Origin of the sequence: Campylobacter sp. US25a, assembly GCF_004379075.1 — a bacterium.
Taxonomy (GTDB): domain Bacteria; phylum Campylobacterota; class Campylobacteria; order Campylobacterales; family Campylobacteraceae; genus Campylobacter_D; species Campylobacter_D jejuni.
This window is the reverse complement of the sequence record NZ_RYYM01000001.1, coordinates 1-14,995: the sequence shown is the minus strand read 5'-3', so window position 1 is coordinate 14,995 and position 14,995 is coordinate 1. Positions and strand designations below refer to the sequence as shown.

Here is a 14,995-nt window from a genome sequence, read left to right as displayed (position 1 = left end):
TTATTTTCCTCTAACTTTTAAAAAATTTTCTATTCTTTTTTTACACTCATCAACCCCTAAAAATTCTAATACTTCAAAAATACTAGGACTTACCGCACTCCCTGTTAAAGCTATGCGTATAGGCTGAGCCAAATCTTTTAACTTTGCTTCTTTTTTTTCTAAAAAATCATTTGTAAAATCTTCAAAATCTTTACCTGTTTTTTGATCTTTAAGCGTATTAGCAAATACTTGGAGCAATTCTAAATTATTTTTGTTAACAAATTTTTGCACTGCATTTTCATCATAATTTTGCGGCGTATTAACTATGCTTTTTGCACCATTGATAATATCATGCAAGGTTTTTGCACGCTCTCTTAATAAATCAAGTAAAAATCCTGCCTTTTCATAAACAGATAAATCAAAGCCAAGATCTTTAAGCTGACGGTTAATCTCTTCAAAAGGTAAAGTTTTAATATAATGAGTATTAAGCCATTCAAGCTTTTTAGCATTATAACAAGATGCGCTTTTATTGATATGATAAGGATCAAAAAGTTTTTTCAAATCTTCTAGTGAAAAAACCTCATCATCACCGTGACTCCAACCTAAACGCACAAGAAAATTAAGCAAAGCTTGAGGTAAAATTCCCATTTCTTTGTATTCCATAACATCAGTTGCCCCATGTCTTTTTGAAAGCTTTTTACCATCTTCTCCATGTATCATAGCCACATGAAAAAATTTAGGAATTTTAAAACCCAATGCTTCATAAAGCACAATTTGTTTAGGAGTATTTGAAAGATGATCATCCCCACGAATCACATCACTTACCCCCATTAAAGCATCATCAATAACAACAGTAAAATTATAAGTTGGAGTTCCATCACTTCTTGCAATGATAAAATCATCCATTATATCCTCTGCTTTAAATTTTACCTCGCCTTTAATCCCATCTTCAAAAACAATCTCGCCGCTTTGAGGTGCTTTAATACGCACAACAGGTTCTATACCCTGAGGTGGCGTGCCTGTAAATTCTCTATATCTTCCATCATATCTTGGGCGCTCTTTCGCAGATTCTTGCTTGGCGCGCAATTCTTCTAATTCTTCTTTACTCATATAACAATAATATGCTTTGCCTTCATCTAAAAGCTTTTTAACATATTCTTTATAAAGATCAAAACGCTCTGATTGGTAAGTTACTTCTCCATCATGTTCTAAACCGCACCATTTAAAAGCTTCGATAATTGCTTTAGTAGCTTCTTTGGAATTTCTTTTTAAATCCGTATCTTCAATACGAAGTAAAAAATTTCCACCATTTTTTCTAGCGTATAAATAATTATAAAGAGCTGTTCTAAGTCCACCTATGTGCAAATACCCTGTTGGGCTTGGAGCAAAACGCGTTGTAAGTTTTTCGTGCATTTTTTGCCTTTTCTTAAATTTTTATTGATATAATGCGATATTTATACTTAAATAAAGGTTTGAAATGAAAAAAATTTTATTAAGTTTTGCATTTTTTGCAAGTTTAGCTAGTGCAAATACCATTAATGCTATAGCTGTAGTTGTAGACAAAGAGCCTATCACGACTTATGATATAGATCAAACTATGAAAGCACTTAAAATTGATAGAAATAAAGCTTTAGGCGTACTCATCAATGAAAAAATGGAAATTTCACAAATGAAACAACTGGGTATTGTAGTCAATGATCTAGAGCTTGATGATGCTATAAATAAAATGCTTGCTCAAAACAAAACTACTTTAAATGCTTTCAAAGCAAATTTAAGATCCAAAAATCAAAGCTATGAACAATTTCGTGCAAATTTTAAAAAAGATTTAGAAAAAAGAAAGCTTTATGAAAAAATCGCAAGTATGGCAAAAACTGATTTTAGTGATGATGGAGCAAAAAAATTTTTCGAACAAAATAAAGATAAATTCACTCTTTATACACAAATTAATGCAAATATTTATTTATCAAACAATCCTCAAACTTTAGAAAATATCAAAAATACAAAAAAAACAATTCTTAAATCACAAAATACATCTTTAAACACAAGCAATGCCGATCCAAGACTTTTAGGGCTTTTATCGCAAATTCCTGTTGGAGGCTTTTCCCCTGTTTTAAATGGAAAAAATGGCTATGAACTTTATGAAGTTAAAAGCAAAGATGGAGCACAAACTCCTGAATATGAGCAAGTTAAAAATGAAGTTTTAAACGCTTATGTAAGCGAACAAAGACAAAATTTCATACAGGATTATTTTGATAAACTCCGCTCTAAAATCAATATAGAATATTTAAGATAAGGAAATTTCCCTTTAATAGGGAAATTTTAATGTCTTGCAAGATAATTTGTATCGTAGTTATTATTAATAAAATCAGGATTTTCCATCATAGAAATATGAAAATCTTTGGTTGTTTTTATCCCACTTATAAGTAACTCATCTAAAGCTACTTTCATTTTTGCAATAGCTTTATTGCGATCTTCTGCCCAAACTACAAGCTTACCTATCATAGAATCATAATAAGGAGGCACGCTATAGTCTTGATAACAATGACTTTCCATTCTGACATTGCGTCCTGCGGGTGGAATGTATTTAGTGATCTTACCTGGACTTGGCAAGAAAGTTTTAGAATCTTCTGCCGTGATTCTACATTCTATAGAATGCCCATTTAGCTTAATACTTTCTTGAGATGGTAAGGCATAACCTTCTGCTACCTTAATCATTTGTTCTATGATATCAATTCCACTTACCATTTCACTTACACAGTGTTCAACTTGCAAACGCGTATTCATTTCTATAAAATAAAAGTCTAAATTTTTATCAACTAAAAACTCAAAAGTTCCTGCACCTTCATATCCTATAGCTTTGGCTGCCTTAATAGCAGTTTCATGAAGCCTAGTGCGTGTTTTTTCATCAAGTAAAATCGCAGGGGATTCTTCTATAAGTTTTTGATGGCGTCTTTGCATAGAACAATCTCTTTCGCCCACATGAATCACATTACCAAAACTATCTCCTATAACCTGCACTTCTATATGGCGTGGATTTTGAATGTATTTTTCCATATACATAGTTCCATCACCAAAAGCTGTCATAGCCTCGCTTTCAGCTGACCAATACGCTTTTTCAAGATCTTTTTCATTTTCCACCACACGCATGCCACGGCCGCCACCGCCAGCAGCTGCTTTTAAAATCACAGGATAGCCTATTTCTTTAGCAAGTTTTTTAGCTGCTTCAGCTCCTGCTAAAGCCCCATCGCTTCCTGGGATTACAGGCACGCCTGCTCTTTGCATTACTTGTTTAGCTTTTGATTTATCACTCATTAAATTCATAGCTTCTACAGAAGGACCTATAAATTTGATGTTATGTTTAGCACAAATTTCAACAAAATTTTGATTTTCACTTAAAAATCCATATCCTGGAAAAATCGCATCTGCTTCAGCAATTTCAGCTGCTGTGATAATAGCTGGGATATTTAAATAACTTTCAGAACTTCTTGCTTTTCCTATACAAATGCTTGCATCAGCGTATTTTAAATATAAAGCATCTTTATCTGCTTCAGAATACACACAAATTGCTTTTTTACCCATTTCTTTAATCGTTCTTAAAGCGCGTAGTGCTATTTCTCCACGATTAGCAATTAATATGCTTTTAATTTCCATTTTATAATTTCTCCACCGCAAATAAAGGCATTCCAAATTCTACAGGCTGACCATCAGCAACTAAAATTTCAGCGATCCTGCAATCAAATTCCGCTTCAATTTCATTCATGATTTTCATTGCTTCGATAATAGCTATAGTATCGCCTTTTTTAGCCGTGCTACCTACTTTTACAAAAGGTGCTGCACCTGGGCTTGGAGCTTGATAGAAAGTTCCTACCATAGGGCTGTTTATACTTGGCTTGTTTGATTTTGCATTTTGGCTAGGTTGAGCTTCATTTACAACACTTACATTGATAGGTTGTGGAGCTGGAACTGGAGGACAAACAGGAGCTGGAACATCGCAACACATATCTCTTTCAAGTTCTATTTCAAAACCATCTTGTTCTTTGATCTTAATTTTACTAATATTTGCTTCAGCAAAAAGGTTTACTAACTCTTTAATTTCTTCTTTTGTCATAAAATTCTCCTAAAATTTAAGAACTTAATCTTGTATTATATAAAAAAACTTAAAATTTAACTTTAAAAAAGAAAAAAATCATAAAAAATATAGATTTTTTAGGTTATAATCTTATAAAAAATTACAAATATTAAAAGGTTAAAAATGGGCTTAAAAGCAGATAACTGGATAAGAAAAATGGCATTAGAACACAAGATGATCGAGCCATTTTGCGAAGCAAATATAGGAAAAGGTGTAATAAGCTATGGGCTTTCAAGTTATGGCTATGATATACGCGTAGGGCGTGAGTTTAAAATTTTTACCAATGTCAATTCAACCGTAATAGATCCAAAAAATTTCGTAGAAGAAAATGTGGTAGATTTTGAAGGCGATGTATGTATAGTTCCTGCAAATTCTTTTGCCCTAGCTAGAACTATAGAGTATTTTAAAATGCCTGATGATGTCTTAGCTATTTGTCTTGGCAAAAGCACTTATGCAAGATGTGGTATCATCGTCAATGTTACTCCTTTTGAACCAGGTTTTGAAGGACATATCACTATAGAAATTTCAAATACTACACCTTTGCCTGCAAAAATTTATGCCAATGAAGGTATAGCGCAAGTGTTGTTTTTGCAAGGCGATGAAAAATGTGACACCACTTATAAAGATAAAAAAGGCAAGTATCAAGCCCAAACTGGCATTACCTTACCAAGAATTTTAAAATAGGAACACTTATTGCTTTAATTTAAAAAAACTTAAGCAAAGGAAGGCAAAATGTTTAACAAAAAAAATATCTTAATCACGGGCGGAACAGGCTCTTTTGGAAAAACTTATACTAAGGTTTTGCTAGAAAACTATAAACCTAATAAGATTATCATTTATTCTCGTGATGAGCTCAAACAATTTGAAATGGCAAGCGTTTTTAATGCTCCTTGTATGCGTTATTTCATAGGAGATGTAAGAGATAAAGAGCGTTTAAGTGCTGCTATGCGTGATGTGGATTTTGTTATACATGCTGCTGCAATGAAGCATGTACCTATTGCTGAATATAACCCTATGGAATGTATAAAAACAAACATTCACGGTGCGCAAAATGTCATCGACGCTTGTTTTGAAAATGGAGTTAAAAAATGTATCGCTCTTAGCACAGACAAGGCTTGCAATCCTGTAAATTTATACGGCGCAACCAAACTTGCAAGCGACAAGCTTTTTGTCGCTGCAAACAATATAGCAGGTAACAAACAAACACGCTTTGGTGTTACAAGATATGGCAATGTTGTAGGTTCAAGAGGATCGGTAGTACCTTTCTTTAAAAAACTCATCAGCGAAGGAGCTAAAGAACTTCCTATCACCGATACAAGAATGACTCGTTTTTGGATCAGCCTTGAAGATGGAGTGAAATTTGTACTGAGCAATTTTGAAAGAATGCACGGAGGAGAAATTTTCATCCCTAAAATTCCTTCGATGAAAATCACCGATCTAGCTCATGCTTTAGCTCCTCATTTAAGTCATAAAATCATAGGTATCAGAGCAGGAGAAAAACTACATGAAATCATGATTTCAAGCGATGATAGTCATTTAACCTATGAATTTGAAAACTACTATGCCATAAGCCCTAGCATTAAACTTGTAGATAAAGATAATGACTTTAGTATCAATGCCCTAGGCGAAAAAGGACAAAAGGTAAAAGATGGTTTTTCTTATAGTTCGGATAATAATCCTTTATGGGCAAGCGAAAAAGAACTTTTAGAAATCATCAATCACACCGAAGGTTTTTAAAATGCTTACTTATTCTCATCAAAACATCGATCAAAGCGATATAGATGCGCTTACAAAAGCTTTAAAAGATGAAATTTTAACAGGGGGTAAAAAGGTAGATGAATTTGAAGAAGCCCTTTGTGAATATGTGGGCGTAAAACACGCTTGTGTATTAAACTCAGCCACTTCAGCCCTTCATCTTGCCTATACAGCACTAGGCATCAAAGAAAAAATCGTTTTAACCACTCCTTTAACCTTCGCTGCTACGGCTAATGCAGCCTTAATAGCTGGAGCTAAGGTAGAGTTTATCGACATTAAAAACGATGGCAATATTGATGAAAAAAAACTAGAAGCAAGACTTTTAAAAGATAGTAAAAATATAGGAGCTATTAGCGTGGTGGATTTTGGGGGAAATAGCGTTGAAATAGATGAAATTTCAAGCCTTGCTAAAAAATACAATATCCCTTTAATCGATGATGCAAGCCATGCTTTAGGTGCCTTATATAAAAGTGAAAAAGTAGGAAAAAAAGCCGATCTTTCTATCTTTTCTTTTCATCCTGTTAAACCCATCACTACTTTTGAAGGCGGCGCTGTGGTGAGTGATAATGAAGAGCTTATCACCAAAATCAAGCTTTTAAAAAGCCATGGTATAATTAAAAAAAGGCTTTGGGATAGCGATATGGTAGAACTTGGCTATAATTACCGCTTAAGCGATGTTGCTTGTGCTTTAGGGATAAACCAGCTTAAAAAACTCGATCACAATCTTGAAAAAAGAGAAGAAATTGCAAGTTTTTATGATAAAGAATTTGAAAAAAATCCTTATTTTTCCACGATAAAAATCAAAAATTATAAAAAAAGCTCAAGACATTTATACCCTATCTTGCTTTTTCCTGAATTTTATTGTCAAAAAGAAGAACTTTTTGAAAGCTTACTTCATGCAGGAATTGGCGTACAGGTACATTATAAACCAACTTATGAGTTTAGTTTTTATAAAAAACTCTTAGGAGAAATCAGACTCCAAAATGCGGATAATTTTTACAAAGCCGAGCTTAGCATACCTTGTCATCAAGAAATGAATCTAAAAGATGCAAAATTTGTAAAAGATACTTTATTTAGCATTCTTGAAAAAGTTAAAAAGGGATATTGTGGATAAGCTAGACTTTAGAAGTCAAGATTTTAACCAAACTGGAAAGGCTATGTATGAACTAGCTTGTGAACTTTTTCCTATCCCTAGGAGTATCACAGGGCAAGGTTTTAGAGCTAGCTTAGAAATTTTAAATAAAACTCTGGGGGGGGGTATACTCAAATTTCACTCTATAAAAAGTGGCACAAAGGTTTTTGACTGGATAGTCCCTGATGAATGGAACGCTAAAGAAGCCTATATCATCACTCCAGAAGGAGAAAAAATTTGTGATTTTAAAAAGCATAATTTACACCTTCTAAATTATAGCGAAGCTATCGATAAAGAAATCGAACTTGAAGAACTTCAAAATCATCTTTACTCCATAGAAGAAATGCTCGATGCTATTCCTTATGTAACAAGTTATTACAAAAGGCGTTGGGGATTTTGTCTCACGCATAATGAAAGAAAAAAACTCAAAAAAGGCAAATACAAAGTCTATATCAATGCGAAACATGATGAAAATGGGGTTTTGGATTATGCTGATTTTATCCTACCTAGTACGCAAAATTCAAAAGATGAAATTTTAATTTCAACCTATCTTTGTCATCCTTCCATGGCAAATAATGAGCTTAGTGGTCCTGTGGTGGCTATTTTCCTAGCAAAATGGCTTTTGAGTTTAAAAGAAAGAAAGTATAATTACCGCTTTGTCATCATTCCTGAAACCATAGGCTCTATAGTCTATCTTAGCAAACATTTAGAGCATTTAAAAAAACATGTTAAAGCAGGCTTTGTGCTTTCTTGCTTAGGTGATGATCATGCTTACTCACTCATACACACACCCAAAGAAAACACTCTAAGCGATAAAGTTGCCTTGCATACGCTTAAAAATAAAGAAAATTTCAAAACTTTTAGTTTTTTAGATCGTGGAAGCGATGAAAGACAATACAATGCTCCGCTTGTAAATCTTGGCATAGTAGGAGTATGTCGCACAAGATACTTAGAATACGAACAATACCACACTAGTAAAGATGATCTAAATTTTATCTCTGAAAAAGGCTTAATGGGTGGACTTCAAAGCATGCAAGAAATAATTTTAAATCTAGAAATCAACGCCGTATATGAAAACACCATAGTATGCGAACCCAATCTTGGCAAAAGAGGGCTATATCATACCCTTAGCACTGCTAATGACATTCCTTTGGCTTGTAATTTTCTAGCTTACTGCGATGGAGAGAATGATATCATCGATATAGCCAATATCTTAAATATGCAAGCTTATGAATTTAAAGAACTTTTGGAAAAAATAAAATTTTATGGACTAGTAAAATGAAATATTTTTTAGAACACAATGACAAAAAATACTCCGATAAAGATTTAATAGATGCTTTTTATCAACTAGGTATAAAAAGGGGTGATATTTTATGCGTACATACAGAACTTTTTAACTTTGGCGTGCCTTTGCTTTCTAGAAATGAATTTTTACAGACTATACTCAATTGCTTTTTTGAAGTTATAGGCAAAGAAGGCACTTTGATCATGCCAACCTTTACTTATAGTTTTTGCAAAAATGAAGTTTATGACAAAATAAATTCCAAAACAAAAATGGGAGCATTAAATGAATATTTTCGCAAACAAACAGGAGTAAAACGCACAAACGATCCTATATTTTCTTTTGCTATAAAAGGAGCAAAAGAAGAATTATTTTTAAAAGATACAACAAGTTGTTTTGGGGAAAATTGTGTTTATGAAGTTTTAGCCAAAGAGAATGGAAAATATATGACATTTGGAGGCCAAGGACATACACTAACACATTATGCAGAAGAACAATTTAATGTATTTTACAGATATCATAAAATTTTCTCTGGAATTTTAATTGATGAAAACAATATATCATACAATAAAACCATTAGTTATTATGTTAGAAAACTTGACATATCTTCTGAGCCCAATTTAATTAACATTATCAATATTGTTAATAATACTAAAAATTTTAAAAAAAACAATTTTGCAGGAGATCATATAAATATTTACAACGCTAAAGAATATATAGAAATTTTATGGAAAAAATTAGATATAAACCAAACAATTCTAATAGAAAATTATGATACAATATATTAATTTTCAACATTCTCAAGAAAGTGGTATACAATGGAAAAACAATTTTATGAAATTTTAGAAAATATACTTGAAACCAAAGTAGATGAAAATACAAATTTAAGCATGGAAAACTGCAAGAACTGGACTTCTTTAGCTCATATTGATATCATCATGAGTTTAGAAGAAGAATTTGAAATCAAATTTAACAAAGAAGATTTAGGTCTCTTAAAATCTCAAAGCGCTTTACTAGAAAAAATTCAAACCCTAAAGGCAGAAAAATGAAAGAAAATATTGAAAAATTATTTCAAGCCATCGCTCAAAAAAATCCTATCCATTCTAAATATCTTAAAAAAATTGAATTTTCACAAGAAGACGAAGAAGAATTTGATAAATTAATTTCTTATTATATTCAAGATGGCATCAGTATAAAAGAACAATGCGATTGTTATTTATTGATCCTTAACGATACTTTAGAAGAAACAAAATTTTTCATAGAAAATGGGGCTTATCGTTATTCTAGCTTTGATGAAGTTAAGGATAAAGTTTATTTTAATGAAAGCTATATGAAACAATACATGATAGGCTTAGCTCTTTCTTCTTTTGTTTGGATAGCTCATATTAAAGTGAGAAAGTATTTTTCACAATATTTAAAAAATTTTACTCCAAAAACAACTTATTTTGAAATAGGCCCTGGCCATGGAGAATATTTTGCAAGAGCAGTTAAAAGTGGTAAATTTTCCGCATTTTATGGACTTGATATCTCTCCAACAAGTTGCGAACTTACTCAAAAAATGGTAAAACAACAAGTAGGGGGATTGATTACAAAATGTGATTTTTTATGTCAAGATTTTTTTACTTATGATTTTGATAAAAAAGCTGATTTGATAGTGATTGGAGAAGTGCTAGAACACGTAGAAAAACCTCTTGAATTCCTTAAAAGATCTAAAGAGCTTCTTAGCGATGGAGGGGAAATTTTTGCAACTATTCCTATCAATGCTCCTGCTATTGATCATATTTATTTATTTTCCCATCCTGATGAAGTTAAAGATTTGATAGAAAAATCAGGCTTAAAGCTTAAGACTTATGAATGTTTTATGGCAAATGATTATAGTTTAGAAAAAGCATTGAAATTTAAAAATGCTATCACTATGGCAGTAGTTTTAAATGCTTAATACAACACTCAATTTACCCATTCATCATATAGGTGTGGCTTGTAAAAATTTAGAAAAAGAAAGGGAATGTTTTTTTAAACTAGGTTTTTATAAAGAATCAGAATTTGTAGATGAAAAACAAGGGGTAAGAGGTGAATTTATCATTCCTTGTAATGAAGCATTTCCACAGTATAGATTTGAACTTTTGCAAAATTTAAACGATAAAGGCCCACTAGATAGCTATTTGAAAAATAATACCAAAATGTATCATTTAGCCTATGAAAGTAAAAACATCACCCAAGATTTAATTCTTTTGGAACAACAAGGAGGCATTTGCATTGTTCCTATTATGCAAGCAAGCTATTTTGCTAAACTTTGTTTTATCATGATGCCAAATAGGCTTTTAATCGAACTTGTGGAGCTAAAATGAATCTTTTTTCACCCCATTTAAAACGCAATGAGCTTATAAAATTCGCCAAAGAATTAGACTTTAGCAAAAGTCAAGATCTTCTTATTAATGTCCATAGAAATCATGCTTTTGAAGGAGTGCAAAGTATCATTGCTCCTTTTTTACATTTTGCTAATTTAAAAGCTGAGTTTAATTTCAGCTCTTATGATGATAGCTTGAGTTTTGATAATTTTAAAGAAGCTAATTTAGAACTTTTATGGCTGGATTTAACCCGCTATAAAAATAATGTGCAAAATTTTATAGAAGAAAGACTTTTAGAACTAAGAAAAATTTCACAAAACCCTATTTTAGTTCTTAGTTTAGGAGAATTTAAAACAGATAAAAAAATTTTAAATTGTGAAATTTTTAACATAGAAAAACTCATAAAAGAGTATTTTGATGAAGAAGATATTTTAGACCTAGCTAAAGAAGAACTTACAGGCTCTAAGCTTAATAATAAAGCCTTGATTTTTTTAGCACAAATTTTAGGACTCAGTCTCATCCCTGCACTCGTAAAACCCGCTCTTAAAGCTCTTGTACTTGATCTTGATAATACCTTGTATCAAGGAATTTTAGGTGAAGAGGGTATAGATAATCTTAATTTAAGTCCTTTGCACAAAACCTTACAAGAAAAAATTAAAACTTTTAAAAAACAAGGGTTTTTACTTGCCCTAGCTTCAAAAAATGAAGAAAAAGACGCAAAAAAACTTTTTGAAATAAGGAAAGATTTCATCTTACAATGGGATGATTTTGATGTTAGAATGATCAATTGGGAGCCAAAGGGTGAAAATATCTTAAAAATTGCTAAAAAATTTAATATAAATACTAATGCCATGCTTTTTATAGATGATAATATCGCCGAGCTTGAAAATACCAAATTTACAGGCGTTAAAACACTTTTATGCGATGAAAATATACTTTATAAAATCAAACTTTTTCCTAATCTTTTAAAACTTTCAAATACCAAAGAAGATCAAATTCGTGCCAAAGATATAGCAGCCAATGCTTTAAGAGAAGAGCTTAAAAGCTTAAGCGATGAAGAATATTTTCAAAATCTTGAAATCAGCTTAAATTTTAGCAAAAATGATCTGCAAAATATCCCTCGCATTAGCGAACTTTTAGGCAAAACCAATCAATTTATCGCTAATTACACACGCTTAAATCAAGAAAAAGTCGCACAACACATGCAAAAAGAACTCATTGTAAGTGTGAGTATGAGTGATAAATTAAGCGATAGTGGGATTATCGCTATTTTTGTTTTTTCTTGTAAAGAAGGAAATTTATTTATCGATGATCTTTGCATTTCTTGTAGGGCTTTAGGTAGAAAACTTGAAACTAGAATGTTTTTTAAAGCCTTTGAACTAGCTTTACATTTCTTTGATCTTAAAAACAATAATGCAAGGCTTTACTATCAAAAAGGCGAAAGAAATATGCCATTTTTGAGCTTTTTAGAACAAATTTCTAAAGAAATTGAAAAAAACTCAGCCCTTGTTTCATTTCAAAATTTAAACTTTAAAGGACTTATAATCCATGAAAACTAGATTTGATAAAGCCAAAATTTCAGGCATTTGCGTAAGCGTACCTGAACATAAAATTTGCATTGATGATGAGTTAGAAAGCGTTTTTTCAAATGATATTAAAACCCTTAAAAGAATGAAAAAAGTCATAGGCTTAAAAACACGTTATATTTGTGATAAAAACACTTGTGTAAGCGATCTTGGCAAACACGCAGCCAATACACTTTTACAAGGTTTAAATATAGATAAAAATAGTCTTGATGCACTCATCGTAGTAACTCAAAGTCTTGATTTTTTCATGCCTTCTACGGCTTGTTATTTACATCAGCTTTTAAATTTAAGCTCTAAAACCATAGCTTTTGATTTGGGGCAAGCTTGTGCAGGGTATTTATACGGCTTATTTGTCGCTCATTCTTTAATACAAAGTGGCTTAGGTAAAATTTTGCTCGTTTGTGGGGATACTTTAAGCAAATTCATCCATCCTAAAAATATGAATTTAGCCCCAATTTTTGGCGATGGAGTAAGTGCAACTTTGATTGAAAAAACGGATTTTAATGAAGCCTTTTTTGAACTTGGAAGCGATGGAAGACATTTTGATAAACTCATCATTCCAAAAGGTGCGATGAGAATACCTAAAGCAGATATTTTTAACGATGATTCGCTCATGCAAACTGAGGAGTTTAGACAATTAGAAAATCTTTACATGGACGGAGCAAATATTTTTAATATGGCTTTAGAATGCGAACCTAAAAGCTTTAAAGAAATTTTAGAATTTTCCAAGGTAGAAGAAAAAGACATTGCTTTTCATCTTTTTCATCAATCTAATGCGTATTTGGTTGATTGTATTAAAGAAGAGTTAAAACTTAATGATGATAAAGTTCCTAATTTCATCATGGAAAAATACGCTAATTTAAGCGCTTGTTCACTACCTGCTCTACTTTGCGAACTAGATACTCCAAAAGAATTTAAAGCGAGTTTAAGTGCTTTTGGTGCAGGGCTTAGCTGGGGAAGTGCGGTGCTAAATTTCAAGGATTTATACACAAAAGATATTTTAATTTACACAAAGGAGAAATAATGACAAAAACTGAATTTTTAGAAGAGCTTAAAGAAGCTATGCATAGAGATGAAGACTTAAATGAAGATATGCTACTTGATGATATAGACGAGTGGGATAGTTTGGCTTTTGTATCTGTGATGGTGCTTTATAAAAATCTTTTTGCTTTAAAAATCACAGCCGAGGACTTGAAAAATTGTCAAAAAGTGAGTGATTTAATCGATTTAGCAAAGCTTGATTAAAACCTTTAAGGTTTTAATCTTTTATCGTTAATTCAAATTTATCTCCCACATCTTTAAAAGTAAACACTTTATTTCCACAAGGATAAGAGATGGAATTTTCTTGCATAAAAGATTTTCTTTTTTGTAGTTTTTCAAGCATTAAAGGAAGTTCTTTTCTAAATAAGGCTTTATCAGCAATCCTCATACCATGATTTAAGTCCTTTATAAATCTTCCATCAATCTCGCTTTCATCTTTTATTAAATGTAAAGTGGCGTCATATCCTAGCTCTTTATATGCTAAAAAAAGAGTTTGTTTATCTTTTGCTGTATTAAATGGATCTTTTAAACTATGATAAGATACTAAAATAATATTTTTATTGACACTAGCTTGTATGGTTAAATGAGCTAAATTAGGAATTATTCTAATTAAATAATTCTCGGCATGAAAAAAATATTTTGAATTAACATCAGCATTCCAATGAGTTTTAATAAAAAATCCTATTTTATTATGTGGATATTCCTCAAAATAATCATATTGTCCACTTTCTCTTTCTAAAATAAACATAGGAGAAGGCAAAGCCGAACCCGAATTATCAATCACACCATCCACATACCAAGGAGCTATTTTTGCTATGAGTAAAGATAGGTATCCTCCATAAGACCCCCCCCATAAATTTTTGGTAAATCTGCAAATTCTGGAAAACGTTTAACTAAATCTTTTAAAGCATTGATATGATCAATAGCTGCCATAATGCCATAGTTTTGATAATCTCCATTGGGTGGGATAAAAGTTGAAGTAAAATTTAACTTAAAGTTATGATCGAGTTTATTTTGCATTTTTAAATTTTCTACATGTTTCACTAAAGAATTCGCTAAAAAAAGCGCATTATCATTATTTATTTCACTATAAAAAAAATGAAACTGATTTAATAAATTTTTAATATTTTCAATATCTTCCTCTTGAAAATATTTGTATGCACTATATTTCTCAACATTTGATCTTCTATGGCAAAAACAATGATAAAAAACATGCACCGCTACAACGTTAAAATTTTTAGCAATATATTCCCTATCAAAATCTAAAAAAGAAATATTTGCATTAGCTCCATAACCTCCTATGACAAAAACTATAGCTTTGAGATCTTTTTCATCATCATAGCTAATGCGGTATTCAAGCTTACTAGTTCTTTTAATACTTAGTTCTACATCATCACAAGAATCGATTTCAAAGGTTTGGTTTATGAGCATATAAAGACCTTTTTTATTAATTTATTGATATTATAATACAAAAAACTAAAAAGGCAAACATGATAACCCATATTTACGATTTTCTAGAAAAAAATTTGATTAAATTTAGCAAAAAGATCGCTTTTGTAGAACCCTTTGCCAAAGAAAGAAAAGAAATCACTTATAAAGACTTTGATCTTTTTTCTAAAAAACTAGCCAGTGAAATTTTAAAAACTTTAGGAAGTGATAATCCTACTCAAGCTCCTGTTTTAATCATCTTACCTAAAGGGATTGATTGTTTGATTTCATTTTTTGGAGTGGCATTAAGTGGAA

At 31.4% G+C, this 14,995-nt stretch carries 15 protein-coding genes and 2 pseudogenes; 13 read left to right on the top strand and 4 right to left on the bottom strand.

Features of this window, described 5'->3' with window-relative positions:
• Nucleotides 1–1,392, bottom strand: a complete 1,392-nt coding sequence (gene gltX, locus ELQ12_RS00085) for a glutamate--tRNA ligase (protein WP_134264483.1) — start codon at nt 1,390–1,392, stop codon at nt 1–3.
• A gap of 64 nt (nt 1,393–1,456) precedes the next feature.
• Between gltX and salC the strand changes: the two genes are divergently transcribed.
• The gene (salC, locus tag ELQ12_RS00080) at nt 1,457–2,272 is read left to right on the top strand and encodes a peptidylprolyl isomerase SalC (RefSeq protein WP_134264482.1); all 816 of its coding nucleotides are present in this window, start codon (nt 1,457–1,459) and stop codon (nt 2,270–2,272) included.
• A 26-nt stretch (nt 2,273–2,298) separates the two neighbouring features.
• Here the strand turns inward: salC and ELQ12_RS00075 are convergent, their stop codons facing one another.
• Together ELQ12_RS00075 and accB are read right to left on the bottom strand one after the other, a co-directional pair.
• Nucleotides 2,299–3,630, bottom strand: a complete 1,332-nt coding sequence (locus tag ELQ12_RS00075) for an acetyl-CoA carboxylase biotin carboxylase subunit (RefSeq protein WP_126235946.1) — start codon at nt 3,628–3,630, stop codon at nt 2,299–2,301.
• 1 nt (nt 3,631) lies between these two features.
• Nucleotides 3,632–4,087, bottom strand: coding sequence for an acetyl-CoA carboxylase biotin carboxyl carrier protein (accB, locus tag ELQ12_RS00070; RefSeq protein WP_134264481.1), 456 nt, complete (start codon nt 4,085–4,087; stop codon nt 3,632–3,634).
• A 144-nt stretch (nt 4,088–4,231) separates the two neighbouring features.
• Between accB and dcd the strand changes: the two genes are divergently transcribed.
• From dcd to ELQ12_RS00015, 11 genes are read left to right on the top strand one after another with little or no spacing between them, the layout of a single operon-like run.
• Nucleotides 4,232–4,792 (top strand): dCTP deaminase, encoded by a 561-nt coding sequence (gene dcd, locus ELQ12_RS00065; protein WP_134264480.1) that lies wholly within the window; start codon nt 4,232–4,234, stop codon nt 4,790–4,792.
• A gap of 48 nt (nt 4,793–4,840) precedes the next feature.
• On the top strand, nt 4,841–5,845 hold the full coding sequence (gene pseB, locus ELQ12_RS00060; RefSeq protein ID WP_002873131.1) for a UDP-N-acetylglucosamine 4,6-dehydratase (inverting): 1,005 nt from the start codon (nt 4,841–4,843) through the stop codon (nt 5,843–5,845).
• A 1-nt stretch (nt 5,846) separates the two neighbouring features.
• Nucleotides 5,847–6,977, top strand: coding sequence for a UDP-4-amino-4,6-dideoxy-N-acetyl-beta-L-altrosamine transaminase (gene pseC, locus ELQ12_RS00055; RefSeq protein ID WP_002867330.1), 1,131 nt, complete (start codon nt 5,847–5,849; stop codon nt 6,975–6,977).
• Complete coding sequence (locus ELQ12_RS00050) at nt 6,970–8,277, top strand: DUF4910 domain-containing protein (RefSeq protein WP_063674736.1); 1,308 nt, start codon at nt 6,970–6,972, stop codon at nt 8,275–8,277. The genes pseC and ELQ12_RS00050 overlap by 8 nt, the downstream gene beginning before the upstream one ends.
• Nucleotides 8,274–9,065, top strand: a complete 792-nt coding sequence (gene legH / locus ELQ12_RS00045; RefSeq protein WP_004313914.1) for an N-acetyltransferase LegH — start codon at nt 8,274–8,276, stop codon at nt 9,063–9,065. Before ELQ12_RS00050 ends, legH begins: the two co-directional genes overlap by 4 nt.
• A 30-nt stretch (nt 9,066–9,095) precedes the next feature.
• Nucleotides 9,096–9,326, top strand: coding sequence for an acyl carrier protein (locus ELQ12_RS00040; protein WP_004313913.1), 231 nt, complete (start codon nt 9,096–9,098; stop codon nt 9,324–9,326).
• Nucleotides 9,323–10,216 (top strand): class I SAM-dependent methyltransferase, encoded by an 894-nt coding sequence (locus ELQ12_RS00035; RefSeq protein WP_002829515.1) that lies wholly within the window; start codon nt 9,323–9,325, stop codon nt 10,214–10,216. Before ELQ12_RS00040 ends, ELQ12_RS00035 begins: the two co-directional genes overlap by 4 nt.
• Nucleotides 10,209–10,625 carry a VOC family protein gene (locus ELQ12_RS00030; RefSeq protein ID WP_004313912.1) on the top strand — a complete coding sequence of 139 codons (417 nt, stop codon included), beginning with the start codon at nt 10,209–10,211 and terminating at the stop codon, nt 10,623–10,625. The genes ELQ12_RS00035 and ELQ12_RS00030 overlap by 8 nt, the downstream gene beginning before the upstream one ends.
• Complete coding sequence (locus ELQ12_RS00025; protein ID WP_004313911.1) at nt 10,622–12,184, top strand: HAD family hydrolase; 1,563 nt, start codon at nt 10,622–10,624, stop codon at nt 12,182–12,184. Before ELQ12_RS00030 ends, ELQ12_RS00025 begins: the two co-directional genes overlap by 4 nt.
• On the top strand, nt 12,174–13,235 hold the full coding sequence (locus ELQ12_RS00020; protein WP_004313910.1) for a beta-ketoacyl-ACP synthase III: 1,062 nt from the start codon (nt 12,174–12,176) through the stop codon (nt 13,233–13,235). Before ELQ12_RS00025 ends, ELQ12_RS00020 begins: the two co-directional genes overlap by 11 nt.
• Nucleotides 13,235–13,456, top strand: coding sequence for an acyl carrier protein (locus tag ELQ12_RS00015; protein ID WP_002786077.1), 222 nt, complete (start codon nt 13,235–13,237; stop codon nt 13,454–13,456). Before ELQ12_RS00020 ends, ELQ12_RS00015 begins: the two co-directional genes overlap by 1 nt.
• 13 nt (nt 13,457–13,469) lie before the next feature.
• On the opposite strand, the pseudogene ELQ12_RS00010 reads toward ELQ12_RS00015, so the two are convergent.
• Nucleotides 13,470–14,683 (bottom strand): annotated as a pseudogene (locus ELQ12_RS00010) (DUF2920 family protein).
• A 59-nt stretch (nt 14,684–14,742) separates the two neighbouring features.
• Between ELQ12_RS00010 and ELQ12_RS00005 the strand changes: the two are divergent.
• Nucleotides 14,743–14,995, top strand: a pseudogene (locus ELQ12_RS00005) (amino acid adenylation protein); the annotation flags it as partial.

Coding starts and splice junctions, on each gene's coding strand:
- gltX (WP_134264483.1), bottom strand. CDS start 1,392: ATGCACGAAAAACTTACAACGCGTTTTGCTCCAAGCCCAACAGGGTAT.
- salC (WP_134264482.1), top strand. CDS start 1,457: ATGAAAAAAATTTTATTAAGTTTTGCATTTTTTGCAAGTTTAGCTAGT.
- ELQ12_RS00075 (WP_126235946.1), bottom strand. CDS start 3,630: ATGGAAATTAAAAGCATATTAATTGCTAATCGTGGAGAAATAGCACTA.
- accB (WP_134264481.1), bottom strand. CDS start 4,087: ATGACAAAAGAAGAAATTAAAGAGTTAGTAAACCTTTTTGCTGAAGCA.
- dcd (WP_134264480.1), top strand. CDS start 4,232: ATGGGCTTAAAAGCAGATAACTGGATAAGAAAAATGGCATTAGAACAC.
- pseB (WP_002873131.1), top strand. CDS start 4,841: ATGTTTAACAAAAAAAATATCTTAATCACGGGCGGAACAGGCTCTTTT.
- pseC (WP_002867330.1), top strand. CDS start 5,847: ATGCTTACTTATTCTCATCAAAACATCGATCAAAGCGATATAGATGCG.
- legH (WP_004313914.1), top strand. CDS start 8,274: ATGAAATATTTTTTAGAACACAATGACAAAAAATACTCCGATAAAGAT.
- ELQ12_RS00040 (WP_004313913.1), top strand. CDS start 9,096: ATGGAAAAACAATTTTATGAAATTTTAGAAAATATACTTGAAACCAAA.
- ELQ12_RS00035 (WP_002829515.1), top strand. CDS start 9,323: ATGAAAGAAAATATTGAAAAATTATTTCAAGCCATCGCTCAAAAAAAT.
- ELQ12_RS00030 (WP_004313912.1), top strand. CDS start 10,209: ATGCTTAATACAACACTCAATTTACCCATTCATCATATAGGTGTGGCT.
- ELQ12_RS00025 (WP_004313911.1), top strand. CDS start 10,622: ATGAATCTTTTTTCACCCCATTTAAAACGCAATGAGCTTATAAAATTC.
- ELQ12_RS00020 (WP_004313910.1), top strand. CDS start 12,174: ATGAAAACTAGATTTGATAAAGCCAAAATTTCAGGCATTTGCGTAAGC.
- ELQ12_RS00015 (WP_002786077.1), top strand. CDS start 13,235: ATGACAAAAACTGAATTTTTAGAAGAGCTTAAAGAAGCTATGCATAGA.